Here is a 16,900-nt window from a genome sequence, read left to right as displayed (position 1 = left end):
TATATACCGTTTCGGCGGTAGCACCGCAGTCTCGATGCGCAGCAAGCCGCCCAGGCTGACGCCGCTCTGGGACACATCTGTACAAACCTGCGGCGCGGGGCCAGGGGTCGGTGGCAGGCTGGCGGGTATGGCTGACGCGATATTCGAACCCGTCGAGCGCCCCCGGCGCCTCGGCGCCCCGCCCTGGTCGCTGTCGCTGACCGACCCCGCACGGGCCGCCGTCGAGTTCGGGCTGCTGGTCGGGACGCTGCCGCTGCGGCACACGCTGCCGACCGGTGACGGGCACCCGGTGCTGGTATTGCCGGGGCTGCTGGCCGGCGACGGCTCCACCGTGGCGCTGCGGCGCATCCTGCGTCGTCTCGGGTACCGGGTGCACGGCTGGCGGCTGGGCCGCAACATCGGCCCGACGGCCGCAGCGGTGGCCGGCATGGGGGAGCGCCTGCAGGACCTCCAGGCGCGGTACCGCACTCCGGTCACCGTGATCGGCTGGAGCTTGGGAGGCATCTACGCGCGGGCCATGGCGCGGCGCAGCCCGTCGTCCATACGCCAGGTGATTACCCTCGGCACGCCGTTTCGCCTGACGCATCACAACCAGACCCGCGCCAGCGCCGCCTTCAACCGGTTCTCCCACTTGCATGTCGAGCGGACGTCGGCGCCGGTGGATCTTGAAACCGAGCCCTTGCCGGTACCGGCGACATCGATCTACTCCCGGTATGACGGTGTCGTCGCCTGGCAGGCCTGCCTGGATCTGCAGTCGCCGCGTGCAGAAAACATCGCCGTGATCGGCAGCCACTTCGGCTATGGCCACAATCCTGCAGTGGTGTGGGCTGTCGCCGACCGCTTGGCCCAACCCTCCGGCGAGTGGGCGCCGTTCCGGCCGCCCGCGGTGCTGCGGCCACTGTTCCCGCGGCCGGATACACCGTCCGAGCCGGCGGCCGATTCACAAACCCGGCTCGCCTAGTAGCACAGGAGCGACCGATGAGCTTCAACCTCGCCGTCATGCTGCGCGAATCCCGCAACGCTCACCCGGACAAGCCGCTCTGCCACATCGCCGAGCAGAGCTTCAGCTACGCCCAGGTCGACGAAATCTCGGGCCGGATCGCCACCAGCCTGCGCAACCTCGGGTTGGGCCGCGGCGACAAGGTCGCCGTCCAATTGCCCAACCTGCCGCAGTTCTTGTTCGCCTACTTCGCGATCCTCAAAGCAGGCGCGGTGATGGTGCCGCTCAACCCGCTGCTGCGCGCCCCGGAAGTCAGCTACCACCTGCACGATTCCGACTCGCGGCTGCTGATCACCTTCGAGACGTTCGCCGAGGAAGCGGTCAAGGGCGCCGGCGACCTGCCCACCTATGTGGTGAACCTGCCGGGCAATGACCAACGACCCGAGGGCACAAAGCATTTCGACGAACTGTACTTCGCCGATGACACCGGCGACATCGAGCCGACCAACGCCGACGATACCGCAGTAATCATCTATACGTCGGGCACCACCGGAAAACCCAAGGGCGCCGAGCTGACTCATTTCCAGCTGTTCATGAACTGCACCGTCGCCGGCGAGCTGTTCGAATTCCGCGACGACGACATCGGCATGGCGGTGCTGCCGATGTTCCACGTGTTCGGCCTGTCCAGTGTTCTGAACGTGACGGTGCGCTTCGGCGGCAGCCTGGTTCTGGTGCCCCGGTTCGACGCCAAGACGGTAGTCGACGAACTCGCCCACCACCGCTGCACGATCTTTTCCGGCGTTCCCACAATGTATTTCGCGCTGCTGCAGGCCGACACCGAAGGCCATGACCTCTCCGCGCTGCGGGTCGGGGTATCCGGCGGCGCCGCGATACCCGGCGAGGTGATCCGCGCCTTCGAGGAGAAGTTCCCGGGTGTGGTGATCCTCGAGGGATACGGCTTGTCCGAGACCGCGTCGACCACGACCTTTAACATCAATGCCGAACAGCGCAAGGTGCTTTCGATCGGCAAACCGATCTGGGGCGTGGAAGTGCGGGTGGTCGACGAGGACGACAACGAATTGCCTCCTGGCCCAGATCATGTGGGCGAGATCGTGATCCGTGGGCACAACATGATGAAGGGCTACTACAAGAAACCCGACGCGACCGCCGAGGCGTTCCGCCACGGCTGGTTTCACACCGGCGATCTGGCCTACCGCGACGAGGATGGTTACTTCTTCATCGTCGACCGCAAGAAGGATCTCGTTATCCGCGGCGGCTACAACGTCTACCCCAGGGAGATCGAGGAAGTGTTGTTCGATCACCCCGGCGTCGCTGCGGCAGCGGTGATCGGCAAACCGGACGAGAAGCTCGGCCAGGAGGTGCTGGCCTTCGTAGTGGCCAAAGAGGGCGTCAAGCTCACGTCCGACGAGCTGATTGCGCACTGCAAGGAGCGCCTGGCCGCCTACAAATACCCGCGCGAGGTCCGCGTCATCGACGAGTTGCCGATGGGCCCGACGGGCAAGGTCCTCAAAAAGGAGCTGCGCCCTTAGGGTTACAGCGTTTGGTGGCGGTCTTCGCTGTATCCGCCGTAGCCGCTGCCGATTTCGGAGTAGTGGGCAAGAAACTCGATGCCTTTGATCCACTTCACCTGCTTGAAGCCATGCTGCAATTCGTGCACAGGCGCAGCGGCGCCCCGTGACCGTACGACAACGGTTCGTCGTTCATGGTGTAGGCCAGCATCGTCAGATGGTGGCTCATCTGCTCGACCGGGTGCACGTTGTAGTAGATGCCGCAGGTGGCGCGAGGCCCATCGAATAGAACGCGACCCACTTCGCTTCAGGCAGCGGTTTGACGATATCCATTATCGTTCGCATCGACACGCCGCCCCACTTGGCGACACCCGACCATGCCTGGATACAGAAGTGCTGCGTGATCTGTTCGTGGTAGGGCAGCGCCTTCAGCTCGTCCAGCGAGAACTCCCTTGGCTTTTCGACCAGACCGTAGACGCGCAGCTGCCAATCGCGAAAGCCGTTCTTCTCCAGCTCCTTGTACTCGAGGCTGTCGGGCAGGCGGCCGTTGTGCCAGAAGTAGGGCGAGATGTCCTTTTCGGTGAACGCACCCGGCTCCGGATTCATCCGCTCGAGCATTCGCTGCAGGGGACCGACCAACGCGTCTCCTACCCGCTGCACTACGCGCGGGTGCCGAATAGTCAAGGGAGTGGCTGCAACCCAGCCGACGGCGGTCACCGTCATGGCCAGGCAAAGGACGCCAAAGCCCACCCAACCGGTGTCGTCGCGGGCAGCGAACATGTGATTGAGGTTGCGCTGCGCTTCGGTCGCAAACACCAAAGTGACGTGCACGATGATGAAGAATATGAAAAACACCAGCACCAGCAAGTGCAGGGAGCGCGCGGCCTGGATGCTCAGCCGCTTGCTGATCCAGGTGAGACGCATCGACAGCGCGGGGGACATCCCCGGGCCGGTGATCAGTGCCGCCGGCGCAGCGATGAACACGACCGTGAAGTACGCCAGCACCTGCAACCCGTTGTAGGCCACCCATCCGTTGTCCCTAGGCCACTCCAGCGACAAGTACTGGATCGCCACCGACGCCGCGTTGGGGAAGACGTCCCAGCTGGTCGGCACGATATGGCGCCAGTGGCCCGTGCTGAACAAAAGCACGTAGAAGACCAACCCGTTGAGCAGCCAGAGCATGTCGGCGCCAAGGTGCCACCATCGCGCCAGCCCGCTACCCGAAGACCCGCTCACGCAAACGGAGGCGCCGAGTACGCCGGGTAATCTCGCTGCCGTGCTGCTGACGTCCCTCGCCTCTGCTGCGACCGATATGGGTGACGTCGTGCAGATCGGCGACGTCACGTTGAGCCGCAGCGATTTGGTCGGCGCGGCGACCTCGGTGGCCGAGCGGGTCGGGGGCGCCAGCCGGGTCGCGGTGCTGGCCACGCCGAGCGCGTCGACCGTGTTGGCCATCACCGGCTGCTTGATCGCCGGTGTTCCCGTGGTGCCGGTTCCCGCCGATGTCGGCCAGGCCGAGCGACGCCACATCCTCACCGACTCCGGTGCCCAGGCGTGGCTCGGGCCGGTACCGCAGGAGCCAGACGGCCTACCGCACATCCCGGTGCGACTGCACGCCCGCTCGTGGCACCGCTATCCCGAACCGTCGCCCGATTCCATCGCGCTGGTGATCTACACCTCGGGTACCACCGGTCCGCCCAAGGGAGTGCAGTTGAGCCGGCGGGCGATCGCCGCCGACCTCGATGCGCTGGCGAAGGCCTGGCAGTGGACCGCCGACGACGTGTTGGTGCACGGGCTGCCGCTATTTCACGTGCACGGGCTGGTGTTGGGCTTGCTCGGGTCGCTGCGAGTGGGAAATCGCTTCGTGCACACTGGGAAACCGACACCGGAGGCGTACGCGGCAGCTCGTGGGACGCTGTATTTCGGTGTTCCGACCGTATGGTCACGGGTGGTGGCCGACCCGGCGGCCGCCGAGGCGCTACGGCCCGCGCGGTTGCTGGTGTCGGGCAGCGCGCCGTTGCCGGTGGCGGTGTTCGACCAGCTCGCGCAGCTCACCGGCCACCGGCCCGTCGAACGGTACGGCAGTACCGAATCGCTGATCACACTGTCCACCCGCGCTGACGGTGAGCGTCGCGCCGGCTGGGTGGGCCTGCCGCTGGAAGGTATCGAGACCCGGCTGGTTGACGACGAGGGCCGCCCCGCCCCCTACGACGGCGAAACCATTGCGCGACTTCAGGTCCGCGGCCCCACGCTGTTCGACGGCTATCTGAACCGGCCGGACGCGACCGCCGAGGTCTTCGGCGACGATGGCTGGTACCGCACCGGCGACGTCGCTGTCGTCGACTCTGGTGGCATGCACCGCATCGTGGGACGTGAGTCCGTCGACCTGATCAAATCCGGGGGATATCGTGTCGGCGCCGGAGAAGTCGAAGCGGCACTCCTCGGGCACCCGGGCGTGGACGAAGTCGCCGTAGTCGGGCTGCCCGACGACGACCTTGGCCAGCGGATCGTCGCGTTCGTCGTCGGTGACGCTCAACCGCAGGAACTGATCGACTATGTGGCGCAGCAGCTTTCGGTGCACAAGCGGCCGCGGGAAGTGCGGGTGGTGGACCGCTTGCCGCGCAACGCCATGGGCAAGGTGCTCAAGAAGGAGCTGCTGACATGGGGCTGACATTCGACGAGATCTGCATCGACGCGGAAAACCCGACCGCGCTGGGCACCTGGTGGTCGACGGTACTGGGCTGGCCGCACGAGATCGACTCCGACGGCGACGTCGTTTTGCATCCGCCGGCAGGGAGCGGGCCGGACTGGATTTTTCTTCGGGTACCGGACAAGCGAATCGTCAAGAACCGCATCCACTTCGACTTCCGGCCTGACAACCAACAGGTCGAAGTCGACCGGGCGGTCGGGCTGGGGGCCCGTCGCATCGACATCGGCCAAGGCGATGACGCGAGCTGGGTGGTGCTGGCCGACCCGGAAGGCAACGAGTTCTGCATTCTCGCGGAGGACTAGTCTTGCGTGACTCTGCGGATTTATACGTCCACGCGGCGTGTCGCGTCCAAAACCGCAGTGTCGCCGACTAGTTCGCGTGCAGGTCTTGGTTGAGCGCGATTCCTTGACCGTCGCGGGACACCACTTCGACGGCGCCGGTGAGCGAGTTGCGGCGAAACAGCATGTTGCTGCCGCCGGAGAGGTCGCGGGCCTTGACTGCGGTGCCGTCCGGCAGGCTGACTTTGGTGCCGGCGGTGACGTAGAGCCCGGCTTCGACGACGCAGTCGTCACCCAGCGAGATGCCCAACCCCGAATTGGCGCCCAGCAGACAACGTTTGCCGATCGAAATGATTTCGGTGCCACCACCAGACAGCGTGCCCATGATCGAGGCGCCGCCCCCGACGTCTGAACCGTCGCCGACCACTACGCCCGCCGAGATACGGCCTTCGACCATCGAGGTGCCCAGCGTGCCGGCGTTGTAGTTGACGAATCCTTCGTGCATCACGGTGGTGCCGGCTGCCAGGTGAGCGCCCAGCCGGACCCGGTCGGCGTCGGCGATACGCACCCCCGTGGGCACGACGTAGTCGACCATCCTGGGGAACTTGTCGATCCCATACACCGCGACGGGCCCGCGGCGGCGCAGCCGCGCCCGCACCGCCTCGAAACCTTCGACGGCACAAGGACCGTGGTTGGTCCACACCACATTGGTCAAGATGCCGAAGAAGCCGTCGGTGTTCAGCCCGTGCGGCGCAACCAGCCGGTGCGACAACAGATGCAGCCGTAGGTACGCGTCATAGGCATCGGAAGCCTTGTCGTCCAGCGAGCCGATCACGGTGCGGATCGCTACTGTTTCGGTGCCCCGGTCCTCGTCGCGGCCGACCAACGCCGCCAGGTCGTCGGGAACCTCGGTCGGCGACAGCGGTATGGTGCCGGTTCTCCCGCCAGATTGGATCAGTTTCGGTGCGGGATACCAGGCGTCGAGAACCGTTCCATTGGCGGCCCGCGTTGCCAGCCCGATACCCGAAGCTCCAGTCACGCGCTCCACGCTACTGGTTGCGCTAGACGTGTTCGCCGGGCCCCGCCCGGCGACCAGACGCAAAGGTCCCCGACACGCCGCCGGAGAAGGAGCTTTTGCGTCTGCTCGGCCCACTTGAGCCACCCGCTACTCTTGCCTGGTGCTGGACCTACACGGCGACCCGGTCGAACTGACCGCGGCGTTGGTCGACATCCCCAGCGAGTCGCGGTCCGAGGGGCGCATCGCCGACGAGGTCGAGGCCGCGCTGCGTGCGCAGACGACAGGCTTCGAGATCATCCGCTACGGCAACGCCGTACTGGCCCGCACGCATCTCGGCCGGCCGACACGAGTGCTGCTGGCGGGCCACCTCGACACCGTGCCGGTGGCCGACAACCTGCCCAGCCGCCGGGACGGCGAGCTGCTGCACGGCTGCGGCACGGTCGACATGAAATCCGGTGACGCCGTCTTCCTGCACCTGGCCGCCACGGTTCCCGTGCCCGCACACGACCTGACGCTGGTGTTCTACGACTGCGAGGAAATCGAGTCAGCGGCAAACGGTTTGGGTCGCATCGAACGCGAGTTGCCGGACTGGCTGGACGCCGACGTGGCGATCCTCGGCGAGCCCACCGCCGGCTACATCGAGGCGGGCTGTCAGGGCACGCTGCGCGTCGTCGTCCACGCAACCGGAACCCGGGCCCATTCGGCGCGATCCTGGCTGGGCGACAACGCGATTCACAAACTGGGCGCTGTGCTCGACCGGCTGGCGGGCTATCAGGCCCGCAGTGTCGACATCGACGGCTGCACGTACCGCGAGGGTCTGTCGGCGGTGCGCATCGACGGCGGCGTCGCCGGCAACGTCATTCCCGACGCCGCATCGGTGACCGTCAACTACCGGTTCGCCCCGGATCGCTCGGCGGCCGAGGCGTTACAACACGTCCACGACGTCCTCGACGGGCTCGACGTGCGGATCGAGCAGACCGATGTCGCGGCCGGCGCACTGCCCGGATTGTCCAAGCCCGCCGCCAAAGCATTGGTCGACGCCGCCGCCGGCCGAGTCCGGGCGAAATACGGGTGGACCGACGTGGCGCGGTTCGCCGCTCGCGGCATCGCCGCGGTCAACTACGGGCCCGGCGACCCCAACCTGGCGCACCGGCGGGACGAGCGGGTGCCGGTGGAGCAAATCACCGCCGCGGCCGACATGTTGCGCCGCTATCTGACGAGCTGAGCCTGCCGCGCCTGGGCAGCGGCGTCGGCTGCCGCTGGATGCAGCCCCACCTCGGCCAGGCCGGCGGCCACGTCGGCCAGCGCGGCGGAATCACCGGCGGTCAGCGCGCGGGCATGAGCCAACGTCAGTCGGCCCAGCACGCAGTCCACTTCCACCGCGAGGCGTTCGGCTCGATACACCGCGCGCAGGTCACCCAGCCGCGTCGCGTCCTGCAGCGCACGAAGCGCGATCGCCGACTGCCCACCGCGTTCAGCGGCCTGCACCGCCTCGCGGGCGGCGTCGATCGCTGCGGTCTGGTCACCACGTGCTGATTTCGACCACGCTTTGGCCAAGGCCAGCTCGGGTGTGAACAGCGCTGATTTCAGGCCGTGCCGCGACTCGGCGCGGCTGAAAACCTTTGCGGCTTCGACCTGTTCACCCTGCTGGCCCAGCGCCTGTGCGAGCAGCATCAACGACAGCGGCCCCCATGAATAACCCGTCCGCGCCAGCTCGCTGGCGGCCGGGCGCAGCAGCGTCACCGCCGTGTCGAAGTCGCCCTGGGCGATCGCCACGTACGCCACCAGCACCTCGCCGATCGCCCGACCCGGCTGCTGCAGTTCGGCGAAATCGGTGTAGCGCTGCGCCAGTGAGCGTGCCGCATCCAGCCGCCCCGCCATCACCAGCGCCGTGACCCGGGCGAAGCCGCTGGTGAACCTCAGCAAGCCCGGATGCTCGCCGGCGACGGCCCGGGCGGCCAGCGCTTCGACGTCGTCGAACCGGGCAGTGCGAGCTGAGCACAGCGCCGCAGTCGACGCCGCCCACCCCACGCCGACCTCGTCAGCGTGCGGTGACGCCAGCACGTCGGACGCCATCCGCAACGCTCGCAGCGGGGTACCGGAGTTCATCGCGAAGGTCGCCGCCAGCGCGTCGAGCGTGGCCTTGGCGGCTGGCGCCGCGACCCGCTGACGGGTGGTGTGCAGGAACGCCGTGGCGCGCTCCGGCTCGCTCAGCATCCAGAACTGATTGGCGGCCCGTGGCAGCGCCCAGGCCATCAGTTCGGTGTCGGTCAGGGTGTCGGGATCGACTGCGGCGAGCACTGCTCCGGCCTCCCGACCCTGACCCTGCCACGCCAGCGCGTAGGCCAACACCAGCCGCGCCGCCAGGCCTTCCGACCGGTCCAGCGCTGCCCGCGCCAACCGCTCGGCGAGGACCAGGTCGCCAAGCCGCAGCGCCTGCTGCGCCGCACTCACGACATCTGCGACCGGGCCGGGGGTGTCGCTGTCGACCGCTAGCGCTGCCCGTCGTAGTTCGTCGCTGACATGGTCGGACGGATGCTTCGCCAGCTGTGCGACCACCGCTGCACGCAGCGATCGGGCTTGCTGCGCTGCGAGCGCGGCGCGGGCGCGTTCGCCGTAGAGCGGATGAGCCGGGTGCGCCAGTTCCTGGTCGTCGAAGGCGATCACGGCTGCGGCGTCCTCGACGGCCTGCTCGCCGGCTAACGCCGCCAAGTCGGCGCGGGACAGTGGTTCGGCGACCGCCAGGTAGTCCAGCACGGTGCGCGCCGGCTCCGCCAGCGCGCCGAGGTGGCCGTCGATCAGGGCGGACAGCGTCAACCGCTCGTCGTCGCGGAAGCGCCAGCCGTCGTCGGCCCGCACCAGGGCGCCGTTCTCGACGACGTGGCGCAGATACAGCGGGTTGCCTTGGCTGCGGCCGACGACTTTCTCGGCCACCGGCTTCGGTAGCGGTTCACCCAGCGCCGACTCCAGCAGCGCCGCTGCCCGCTCGGCATCCAGGGGTTGCACCTCGATGCGGCTGAGCAGCTGATCGGTCCACAAGGCGGTGACGACGTCGGGCAGCCGGATGTCCGAGCGCACGGTGACCAGAAGTCGCGCCGAACCGCTCAACGCCAGCTGATACACCAGCGTGGCCGACAGGGCGTCCAACTCATGCGCGTCGTCGACGACCAGCAGCAGGTCGCCGCCCGCGCTGGTGAGTGATTCGCGCGCGGCGCGCAGCAGCGCCGCGGGTCGCCCGATGTGGGCCAGACGGACCAGATGCCGGAAGGCGCCGAAGGGGACCGGTCGCTCGGGCGCGCTGCCCAGCGCCCACCGGACGATCGTCGACGGCCGCTGTGCAGCGAACCTCTCGGCGGCGGCGCGGGCCAGTGTCGTCTTGCCGACGCCGTCGGGTCCAACGAGCGCGGCGCCGGAAACCTGCGAGCTCTCCAGCGCGCCCGTCACCTGCGCTACGACGGATACCTGCGGCGCGGCTACCCAAGGCACCGCCGGATTTTATTGCCCGTATACGGCGTAGCAGGGCGATAGCCCGAAATGCGCTCGGCGGCAAGGCTGGTCTACGTTTCTGAGTGTGGAGCCGAAGCGGTGGGCGGTCTGCGTCTACTGCGCGTCCGGGCCGACCCATCCGGAGCTGCTGGCACTGGCCGCGCGGCTCGGCGAGGCGATCGCCGAGCGCGGCTGGGTACTGGTGTGGGGCGGCGGCAACGTCTCGGCGATGGGCGCATTGGCCACTGCGGCGCGGGCCCGCGGCGGATGGACCGTCGGCGTGATCCCCAAGATGCTGGTCCACCGAGAGCTAGCCGATACCGACGCCGACGAGCTGATCGTCACCGACACCATGCGCGAGCGCAAACAAGTCATGGAAGATCGCGCCGACGCGTTCATCGCACTGCCCGGCGGTATCGGAACGCTCGAAGAGTTGTTTGAAACCTGGACGGCGGGGTATCTCGGCGTGCACGACAAGCCCGTGGTGATGCTGGACCCCGACGGGCACTACGACGGACTGCGGGCATGGCTGTACGGGCTGGTCGACACCGGATACGTCTCGCAGATGGCCCTCGACCGGCTCGTGGTGGTCGACGACCTGGATGCGGCTTTGGCGGCGTGCGCACCTCGATGAAGCGGCTGGGCACACCGCGTTAGGCTGGCCGCCGACTGCGCTTGCTGCGAATGGGAGACAAAGTGTCCGATCACGACTCCGGCGCCCCTGCCACCGTCGGGCTCACCGACATCGCAACACGGCTGCCCGGCCTGTTGCCCGACCTGCCGGTGATCCTGCGCGGCGCGCTGACCGGGCTGCTGCCTCAGCGCAACTCCAAGGCCTCGATCGGCAAGGTGTTCCAGGAGCGGGCAGCCCGCTACGGGGACCGCATCTTCCTGCGGTTCGGCGACCAGCGACTGACCTACCGCGAGGCCAACGAAACCGCAAACCGCTATGCCGCGGTGCTGGCCGCGCGCGGTGTCGGACACGGCGACGTGGTCGGCATCATGCTGCGCAATTCGCCCAACACGGTGCTGATGATGCTGGCCGTCGTCAAGTGCGGAGCGATCGCGGGCATGATCAACTACCACCAGCGCGGCGAGGTGCTCGCCCACAGCCTGGGCTTGCTCGACGCCAAAGTGCTGGTCTGCGAGTCCGATCTGGTCAGCGCGGTCAGCGAGTCCGGGGCGCCCGCCGATCCGATGACCATCGAGGAGCTCGAGCGACTCGCCGCCACAGCGCCGACCAGCAACCCGGCGTCAGCGTCGGCCGTGCTGGCCAAGGACACGGCGTTCTACATCTTCACCTCAGGCACGACCGGCTTCCCGAAAGCCAGCGTGATGACACACTTCCGATGGTTGCGGGCGCTGGCCGCGTTCGGCGGCGTGGGACTACGACTGCACAGCAGCGACACGCTCTACTGCTGCCTGCCGCTGTATCACAACAACGCGCTGACGATAGCGGTCGCATCGGTGCTCAATTCCGGTGCGACGCTGGCGCTGGGCAAGTCGTTTTCGGCGTCGCGGTTCTGGGACGAGGTGATCGCCAACGACGCGACGGCCTTCATCTACATCGGCGAGATCTGCCGGTACCTGCTCAACCAGCCGCCCAAGCCGACCGACCGCGCGCACAAGGTGCGGCTGATCGCCGGCAACGGGTTGCGCCCAGAGATCTGGGATGAGTTCACGACACGATTCGGCATCCAGCGAGTGTGTGAGTTCTACGCCGCCAGCGAGGGCAACACCGCGTTCATCAACATCCTCAACGTGCCCAAGACGACCGGCGTCTCGCCGCTGCCGCTGGCGTACGTGGAGTACGACCCGGACACAGGCGCGCCCCTGCGCGACGAGAAAGGCCGGGTGCGCCGCGTGCCTCCCGGCCAGCCGGGCCTACTGCTCAGCCCGGTCAACAGACTTCAGCCCTACGACGGCTACACCGATCCTGCTGCCAGCGAAAAGAAGTTGATACGCAACGCTTTCCGCAAGGGCGACTGCTGGTTCAACACGGGCGACGTGATGCGCCCGCAGGGCACTGGTCACGCTGCGTTCGTCGACCGGCTCGGCGACACGTTCCGGTGGAAGGGCGAAAATGTCGCCACCACACAAGTCGAGGCGGCGCTGGCGGTCGACGAGTCCGTCGAGGAGTGCGCGGTCTACGGGGTAGAGATTCCGCGTACCGGCGGGCGGGCCGGCATGGCGGCGGTCAAGCTTCGCGGCGCCGCCGAGTTCGACGGCAAGGCACTCGCGCGCACGGTGTACGACCGGTTGCCGGTGTATGCGCTGCCGCTGTTCGTGCGGGTGGTGCAGTCGATGGAACACACCACGACGTTCAAGAGCCGCAAAGTCGACCTGCGTGAACAGGGTTACGGCCCCGGCATCGAGGATCCGCTCTACGTGCTCGCCGGCCGTGACGAGGGCTACGTGCCGTTTTATCCCGAATACCCCGACGAGGTCGCGGCAGGCAAGCGACCGCAGGCGTAAGCCTGGGCCGAGTCTGCATTGGTGGCATCGAGCCTGCGGCCACCGCGTGGATTTGGCGCTGACGGACGCCATGGGCGCAGTCTCGATCGGTGAGAAGGCGACCGAAGGCGTAAACCCGCGACCAGGCACCATAGATGGGTGCAGTTGACGCTTTGTGGCCGCCCGGTGGCAGGTGATCGCGCGCTGATCATGGCGATCGTCAACCGCACCCCGGATTCGTTTTACGACCGGGGCGCCACGTTCAGCGACGACGCGGCCAAGGCCGCCGCCCACCAAGCGATCGCCGACGGCGCTGACGCCATCGATGTCGGCGGCGTCAAGGCCGGGCCCGGCGAGAACGTCGACGCCGCGACCGAAGCCGCTCGCGTGGTGCCTTTCATCGAATGGTTGCGCAGCGCCTACCCGGACCAGCTGATCAGCGTCGACACCTGGCGTTCGTCGGTAGCCCGGCAGGCCTGCAGCGCGGGCGCCGACCTGATCAACGACACCTGGGGCGGCGTCGACCCGGCTCTGCCCGAGGTGGCAGCGGAGTTCGGCACCGGCCTGGTCTGCTCGCATACCGGCGGTGCGGCGCCGCGGACCCGCCCGTTCCGGGTCAGCTACGGGACCACCACCCGCGGCGTCGTCGATGACGTCATCCGCGAGCTCACCGCCGCCGCCGAGCGCGCGGTAGCCGCCGGCGTGGCCCGAGACCGGGTCTTGGTCGACCCCACCCACGACTTCGGCAAGAACACCTTCCACGGGCTAGCGTTATTGCGCCACATGGAAGATCTTGTGAGCACCGGATGGCCGGTGTTGATGGCGCTCAGCAACAAGGACTTCGTCGGGGAGACATTGGGCGTGGAGCTCACCGAGCGGCTGGAGGGGACACTGGCAGCGACTGCCCTCGCCGCCGCGGCCGGCGCTCGGATGTTTCGTGTGCATGAGGTGGCCCCGACGCGTCGCGTGCTGGAGATGGTGGCCTCCATCTACGGCACACGTCCGCCGACCCGCACGGTGAGAGGACTCGCATGACCACATCAGAGCTGGTCGATCTGGTCGGCGAGGGGATTCTTGCTGCCCGGCCCGGAGACGCCTGGCTGTCCGACCGCAGCTGGAACCGCCCCAGCTGGACGATCGGGGAGCTGCAGGCAGCGAAGGCCGGGCGGACGATCTCGGTGGTGCTGCCCGCCCTCAACGAAGAAGAAACCATCGAATCGGTCATCGACAGCATCTCCCCGCTCGTCGGCGGGCTGGTCGACGAGCTGATCGTGCTCGACTCGGGTTCCACCGACGACACCGAGATCCGCGCCATCGCCGCCGGCGCCCGCGTCGTCACCCGCGAACAGGCCTTGCCCGAAGTCCCGCCGCGGCCCGGCAAGGGCGAGGTGCTGTGGCGTTCGCTCGCAGCCACCACGGGCGACATCGTGGTGTTTGTCGACTCCGACCTGATCGACCCCGACCCCATGTTCGTCCCGTGGCTCGTCGGCCCGTTGCTGACCAATGACGGCATCCACCTCGTCAAGAGCTTCTATCGGCGACCCCTGAACGTCAGCGGCAGCGAGGGCGCCACCGGAGGAGGCCGCGTCACCGAACTGGTCGCCCGGCCCCTGCTCGCGGCGCTTCGCCCCGAACTGGGCTGCGTGCTGCAGCCGCTGGGCGGCGAGTACGCGGCCAGCCGGGAGCTGCTGACATCGCTGCCCTTCGCGCCGGGTTACGGCGTGGAAATCGGGCTGTTGGTCGACACCTACGACCGGCTCGGCCTGGACGCCATCGCCCAGGTCAACCTCGGCGTGCGGGCACATCGCAACCGCTCGCTGGCCGAACTGGGCGCGATGAGCCGTCAGGTCATCGCGACCCTGTTGTCGCGCTGCGGCATCCCCGACTCGGGTGTCGGGCTCACTCAGTTCTTCGCCGACGGCGACGGCTACACGCCCCACACCTGGCCCGTCTCATTGGTCGACCGCCCGCCGATGAACGCTCTGCGCCCGCGCTGACTGTCCGGCCCACGCGGCGCCGGATAAGGCAGGATCGGTGACGTGGCGTTGGTGTTGCTCTATCTCGTGGTGTTGATCCTGTTGGCGCTGCTGCTATTCGGTGTGGCCAGCCTGGTGTTCGGCCGCGGCGAGCAGCTGCCCCCGCTGCCGCGCGCCACGACCGCAACCGCGTTGCCAGTCTCAGGTGTCACCCGCGCGGACGTCGACGCGGTGAAGTTCACCCAGGTGCTGCGCGGGTACAAGACCAGCGAGGTCGACTGGGTGCTGGACCGGCTGGGCCAGGAACTCGACCTGCTGCGCGGTCAGCTTTCAGCCCGCGACGCCTTGGACGCCGAGCCCGACGACGATGACAGCGCCGAGGACGTTTCGCCGCAAAAGGACCACGGGTGAGTGCGCCCACCGACGACGGGCGGGTTCGTTGCGGCTGGGCGATTACCGACCTGTACCGCGACTACCACGATCGCGAGTGGGGCCGACCCGTGCGCGACGGGGTGGCGTTGTTCGAGCGGATGAGCCTGGAGGCCTTCCAAAGCGGGCTTTCGTGGTTGATCATCCTGCGCAAGCGGGAGAACTTCCGACGGGCTTTCGCGGGCTTCGACATCGAGACGGTCGCCGGCTACACCGACGACGACGTGGCTCGGCTGATGGCCGACGACGGAATCGTGCGCAACCGCGCCAAGATCGAAGCGACGATCGCCAACGCGCGCGCGGCGGCCGACTTGGGATCCGCCGACGACCTATCGGAATTGCTGTGGTCGTTCGCGCCGCCACCGCGGCCGCGTCCCACCGATGCCTCGCAAATCCCTTCGGCCACTGCGGAGTCCACCGCGATGGCGCGGGAACTCAAACGGTGCGGATTCCGGTTCGTCGGGCCTACCACTGCCTATGCCCTGATGCAGGCCACCGGGATGGTCGACGACCACCTCAGCACCTGCTGGGTGCCGTCGACCGCCCAGTAGGATTCTCCAGAACCGGGTCTTGTACACCCTGTTCGTTCCAATAGGGAACAATAGGGGGGTGAATTGGCAGTTCAATGCCGGGTATCGGGCGTACCCGGCCTGGACCAGGTCCGTGACGACGGGCCGGCTCGAACCTGGAGGGAGTACTCGATGGCGGCGATGAAGCCCCGGACCGGAGACGGTCCTCTGGAAGCGACCAAGGAGGGGCGCGGCATCGTGATGCGGGTACCACTAGAGGGCGGTGGTCGACTCGTCGTCGAGCTCACGCCCGACGAAGCCGCCGCTCTAGGTGACGAACTGAAGGGCGTCACCAGCTAACCGGGTTCAGCCACGTCCAGCCGGCGTCCGGCGAGCGGTTGCTGCTAGGCGCACACCTTCCGGTAGATATCCAAGGTTTGTTCAGCGATGTGCGCCCATGAGAATTCGTCGATGCACCGCTGGCGTCCGGCCCGGCCGTAGCGCTCCGCCTTCTCAGGATCATCCACGAGGGCGTTGACCGCCTCAGCCAAGGCGGCTTCATAGCCGGCCGGATCGGCGGGGTCGTAGTGCACCAGCGAGCCGGTGACGCCGTCGCCGACCACCTCGGGTATGCCGCCGACATCGGATGCCACCACCGCGGTCGCGCAGGCCATCGCTTCCAGGTTGACGATGCCCAGCGGCTCATAGACCGACGGGCACACGAAAACGACTGCAGCCGAGAGTATTTCGCGTATCTCCCCGATAGGAAGCATGTCCCGGATCCAGAACACCCCGGTGCGCGTGCGGGACAATTCGTTTACCGCCGCGGACACTTCGGCGGCGATCTCCGGAGTGTCCGGGGCGCCGGCGCATAGCACCAGCTGCAGGTCGGGATTGAACCGGTGCGCCGCCGCCACCAGATGTGCGACCCCTTTCTGGCGGGTGATGCGGCCGACGAACGCCACGATGGGCCGGCGGCGGTCGACGCCGAGTTGGGCTAGCAGCGACTCGCCGGCTTGGGGCGCGGCCGGATACCACACGTCGGTGTCAATTCCGTTCCGCACCACGTGCACTCGGCTCGGGTCCAGGGAGGGGTAGAGCCGCAGCACGTCGTCACGCATGCCCGAGCTGACAGCGATGACGGCGTCGGCACCGTTCAACGCGGTGTCCTCCACCCACGACGACAGCCGATAACCCCCACCGAGCTGCTCGGCCTTCCAAGGCCGCAGCGGCTCCAGCGAATGCGCAGTCACGACATGGGGGATGTCGTAGAGCAACGCGGCCACATGCCCGGCCAGCCCGGCGTACCACGTGTGCGAATGCACGACATCGGCCCCGGCAGCCGCGTTGGCCATCACCAGATCGGTCGACAACGTCGCCAGCGCCGGGTTGGCGCCGCGCAGCCGGGGGTCGGGTTGATGCGCGAACGCCGCCGCGCGGGGAGCGCCCATGCAGTGCACGTCGATCTCGCACAGGCGGCGCAACTGTGCGACGAGCTCGGTGACGTGCACTCCAGCGCCGCCGTACACCTCAGGTGGGTACTCCCGGGTCATCATTGCCACCCGCATACT

15 protein-coding genes and 1 pseudogene are annotated in these 16,900 nt (G+C 67.7%); 12 read left to right on the top strand and 4 right to left on the bottom strand.

What is annotated here, in order from left to right; all coding sequences use genetic code 11:
• The first annotated feature begins 127 nt into the window (after positions 1 to 127).
• The gene (locus G6N15_RS02530) at positions 128 to 961 is read left to right on the top strand and encodes an esterase/lipase family protein (protein WP_083084846.1); all 834 of its coding nucleotides are present in this window, start codon (positions 128 to 130) and stop codon (positions 959 to 961) included.
• 17 nt (positions 962 to 978) lie between these two features.
• Positions 979 to 2,490 carry a long-chain-fatty-acid--CoA ligase gene (locus tag G6N15_RS02525; protein WP_083084848.1) on the top strand — a complete coding sequence of 504 codons (1,512 nt, stop codon included), beginning with the start codon at positions 979 to 981 and terminating at the stop codon, positions 2,488 to 2,490.
• Positions 2,491 to 2,492: 2 nt separating this feature from the next.
• On the opposite strand, the pseudogene G6N15_RS02520 reads toward G6N15_RS02525, so the two are convergent.
• A pseudogene (locus G6N15_RS02520) lies at positions 2,493 to 3,684 on the bottom strand (molybdopterin-dependent oxidoreductase); the annotation flags it as partial.
• 61 nt (positions 3,685 to 3,745) lie between these two features.
• On the opposite strand from G6N15_RS02520, the gene G6N15_RS02515 reads away from it, so the two are divergent.
• Together G6N15_RS02515 and G6N15_RS02510 are read left to right on the top strand one after the other, a co-directional pair.
• Positions 3,746 to 5,140, top strand: coding sequence for an acyl-CoA synthetase (locus G6N15_RS02515; RefSeq protein ID WP_083084850.1), 1,395 nt, complete (start codon positions 3,746 to 3,748; stop codon positions 5,138 to 5,140).
• The gene (locus G6N15_RS02510) at positions 5,131 to 5,481 is read left to right on the top strand and encodes a VOC family protein (protein ID WP_083084853.1); all 351 of its coding nucleotides are present in this window, start codon (positions 5,131 to 5,133) and stop codon (positions 5,479 to 5,481) included. Before G6N15_RS02515 ends, G6N15_RS02510 begins: the two co-directional genes overlap by 10 nt.
• A gap of 67 nt (positions 5,482 to 5,548) precedes the next feature.
• Here the strand turns inward: G6N15_RS02510 and dapD are convergent, their stop codons facing one another.
• Positions 5,549 to 6,505, bottom strand: a complete 957-nt coding sequence (gene dapD / locus G6N15_RS02505; RefSeq protein WP_139797684.1) for a 2,3,4,5-tetrahydropyridine-2,6-dicarboxylate N-succinyltransferase — start codon at positions 6,503 to 6,505, stop codon at positions 5,549 to 5,551.
• Positions 6,506 to 6,635: 130 nt separating this feature from the next.
• On the opposite strand from dapD, the gene dapE reads away from it, so the two are divergent.
• Complete coding sequence (gene dapE, locus G6N15_RS02500) at positions 6,636 to 7,700, top strand: succinyl-diaminopimelate desuccinylase (protein WP_083084855.1); 1,065 nt, start codon at positions 6,636 to 6,638, stop codon at positions 7,698 to 7,700.
• Here the strand turns inward: dapE and G6N15_RS02495 are convergent.
• On the bottom strand, positions 7,685 to 9,961 hold the full coding sequence (locus tag G6N15_RS02495) for an AAA family ATPase (protein ID WP_232070330.1): 2,277 nt from the start codon (positions 9,959 to 9,961) through the stop codon (positions 7,685 to 7,687). The two genes, dapE and G6N15_RS02495, sit on opposite strands and share 16 nt — an antisense overlap.
• A 79-nt stretch (positions 9,962 to 10,040) precedes the next feature.
• On the opposite strand from G6N15_RS02495, the gene G6N15_RS02490 reads away from it, so the two are divergent.
• From G6N15_RS02490 to G6N15_RS02460, 7 genes are all read left to right on the top strand, one after another.
• The gene (locus G6N15_RS02490; protein ID WP_083084858.1) at positions 10,041 to 10,595 is read left to right on the top strand and encodes a TIGR00730 family Rossman fold protein; all 555 of its coding nucleotides are present in this window, start codon (positions 10,041 to 10,043) and stop codon (positions 10,593 to 10,595) included.
• Positions 10,596 to 10,645: 50 nt separating this feature from the next.
• On the top strand, positions 10,646 to 12,436 hold the full coding sequence (gene fadD6 / locus G6N15_RS02485; protein WP_275997975.1) for a long-chain-acyl-CoA synthetase FadD6: 1,791 nt from the start codon (positions 10,646 to 10,648) through the stop codon (positions 12,434 to 12,436).
• Between the two features lie 189 nt (positions 12,437 to 12,625).
• Positions 12,626 to 13,450 (top strand): dihydropteroate synthase, encoded by an 825-nt coding sequence (gene folP / locus G6N15_RS02480; RefSeq protein WP_232070402.1) that lies wholly within the window; start codon positions 12,626 to 12,628, stop codon positions 13,448 to 13,450.
• On the top strand, positions 13,447 to 14,412 hold the full coding sequence (locus G6N15_RS02475) for a glucosyl-3-phosphoglycerate synthase (protein ID WP_083084863.1): 966 nt from the start codon (positions 13,447 to 13,449) through the stop codon (positions 14,410 to 14,412). The genes folP and G6N15_RS02475 overlap by 4 nt, the downstream gene beginning before the upstream one ends.
• 42 nt (positions 14,413 to 14,454) lie before the next feature.
• Positions 14,455 to 14,802, top strand: a complete 348-nt coding sequence (locus G6N15_RS02470) for a DivIVA domain-containing protein (RefSeq protein ID WP_083084866.1) — start codon at positions 14,455 to 14,457, stop codon at positions 14,800 to 14,802.
• Positions 14,799 to 15,371, top strand: coding sequence for a DNA-3-methyladenine glycosylase I (locus tag G6N15_RS02465; RefSeq protein ID WP_083084868.1), 573 nt, complete (start codon positions 14,799 to 14,801; stop codon positions 15,369 to 15,371). Before G6N15_RS02470 ends, G6N15_RS02465 begins: the two co-directional genes overlap by 4 nt.
• 150 nt (positions 15,372 to 15,521) lie before the next feature.
• Positions 15,522 to 15,689 carry a DUF3117 domain-containing protein gene (locus G6N15_RS02460; protein WP_003406247.1) on the top strand — a complete coding sequence of 56 codons (168 nt, stop codon included), beginning with the start codon at positions 15,522 to 15,524 and terminating at the stop codon, positions 15,687 to 15,689.
• Between the two features lie 44 nt (positions 15,690 to 15,733).
• Here G6N15_RS02460 and glgA read toward each other — a convergent pair whose 3' ends face one another.
• Positions 15,734 to 16,897, bottom strand: a complete 1,164-nt coding sequence (gene glgA / locus G6N15_RS02455; protein WP_083084871.1) for a glycogen synthase — start codon at positions 16,895 to 16,897, stop codon at positions 15,734 to 15,736.
• Between the last annotated feature and the right edge of the window lie 3 nt (positions 16,898 to 16,900).

This window comes from Mycobacterium noviomagense (genome assembly GCF_010731635.1).
Lineage (GTDB): Bacteria > Actinomycetota > Actinomycetes > Mycobacteriales > Mycobacteriaceae > Mycobacterium > Mycobacterium noviomagense.
This window is presented reverse-complemented; position numbering and strand designations above follow the sequence as displayed.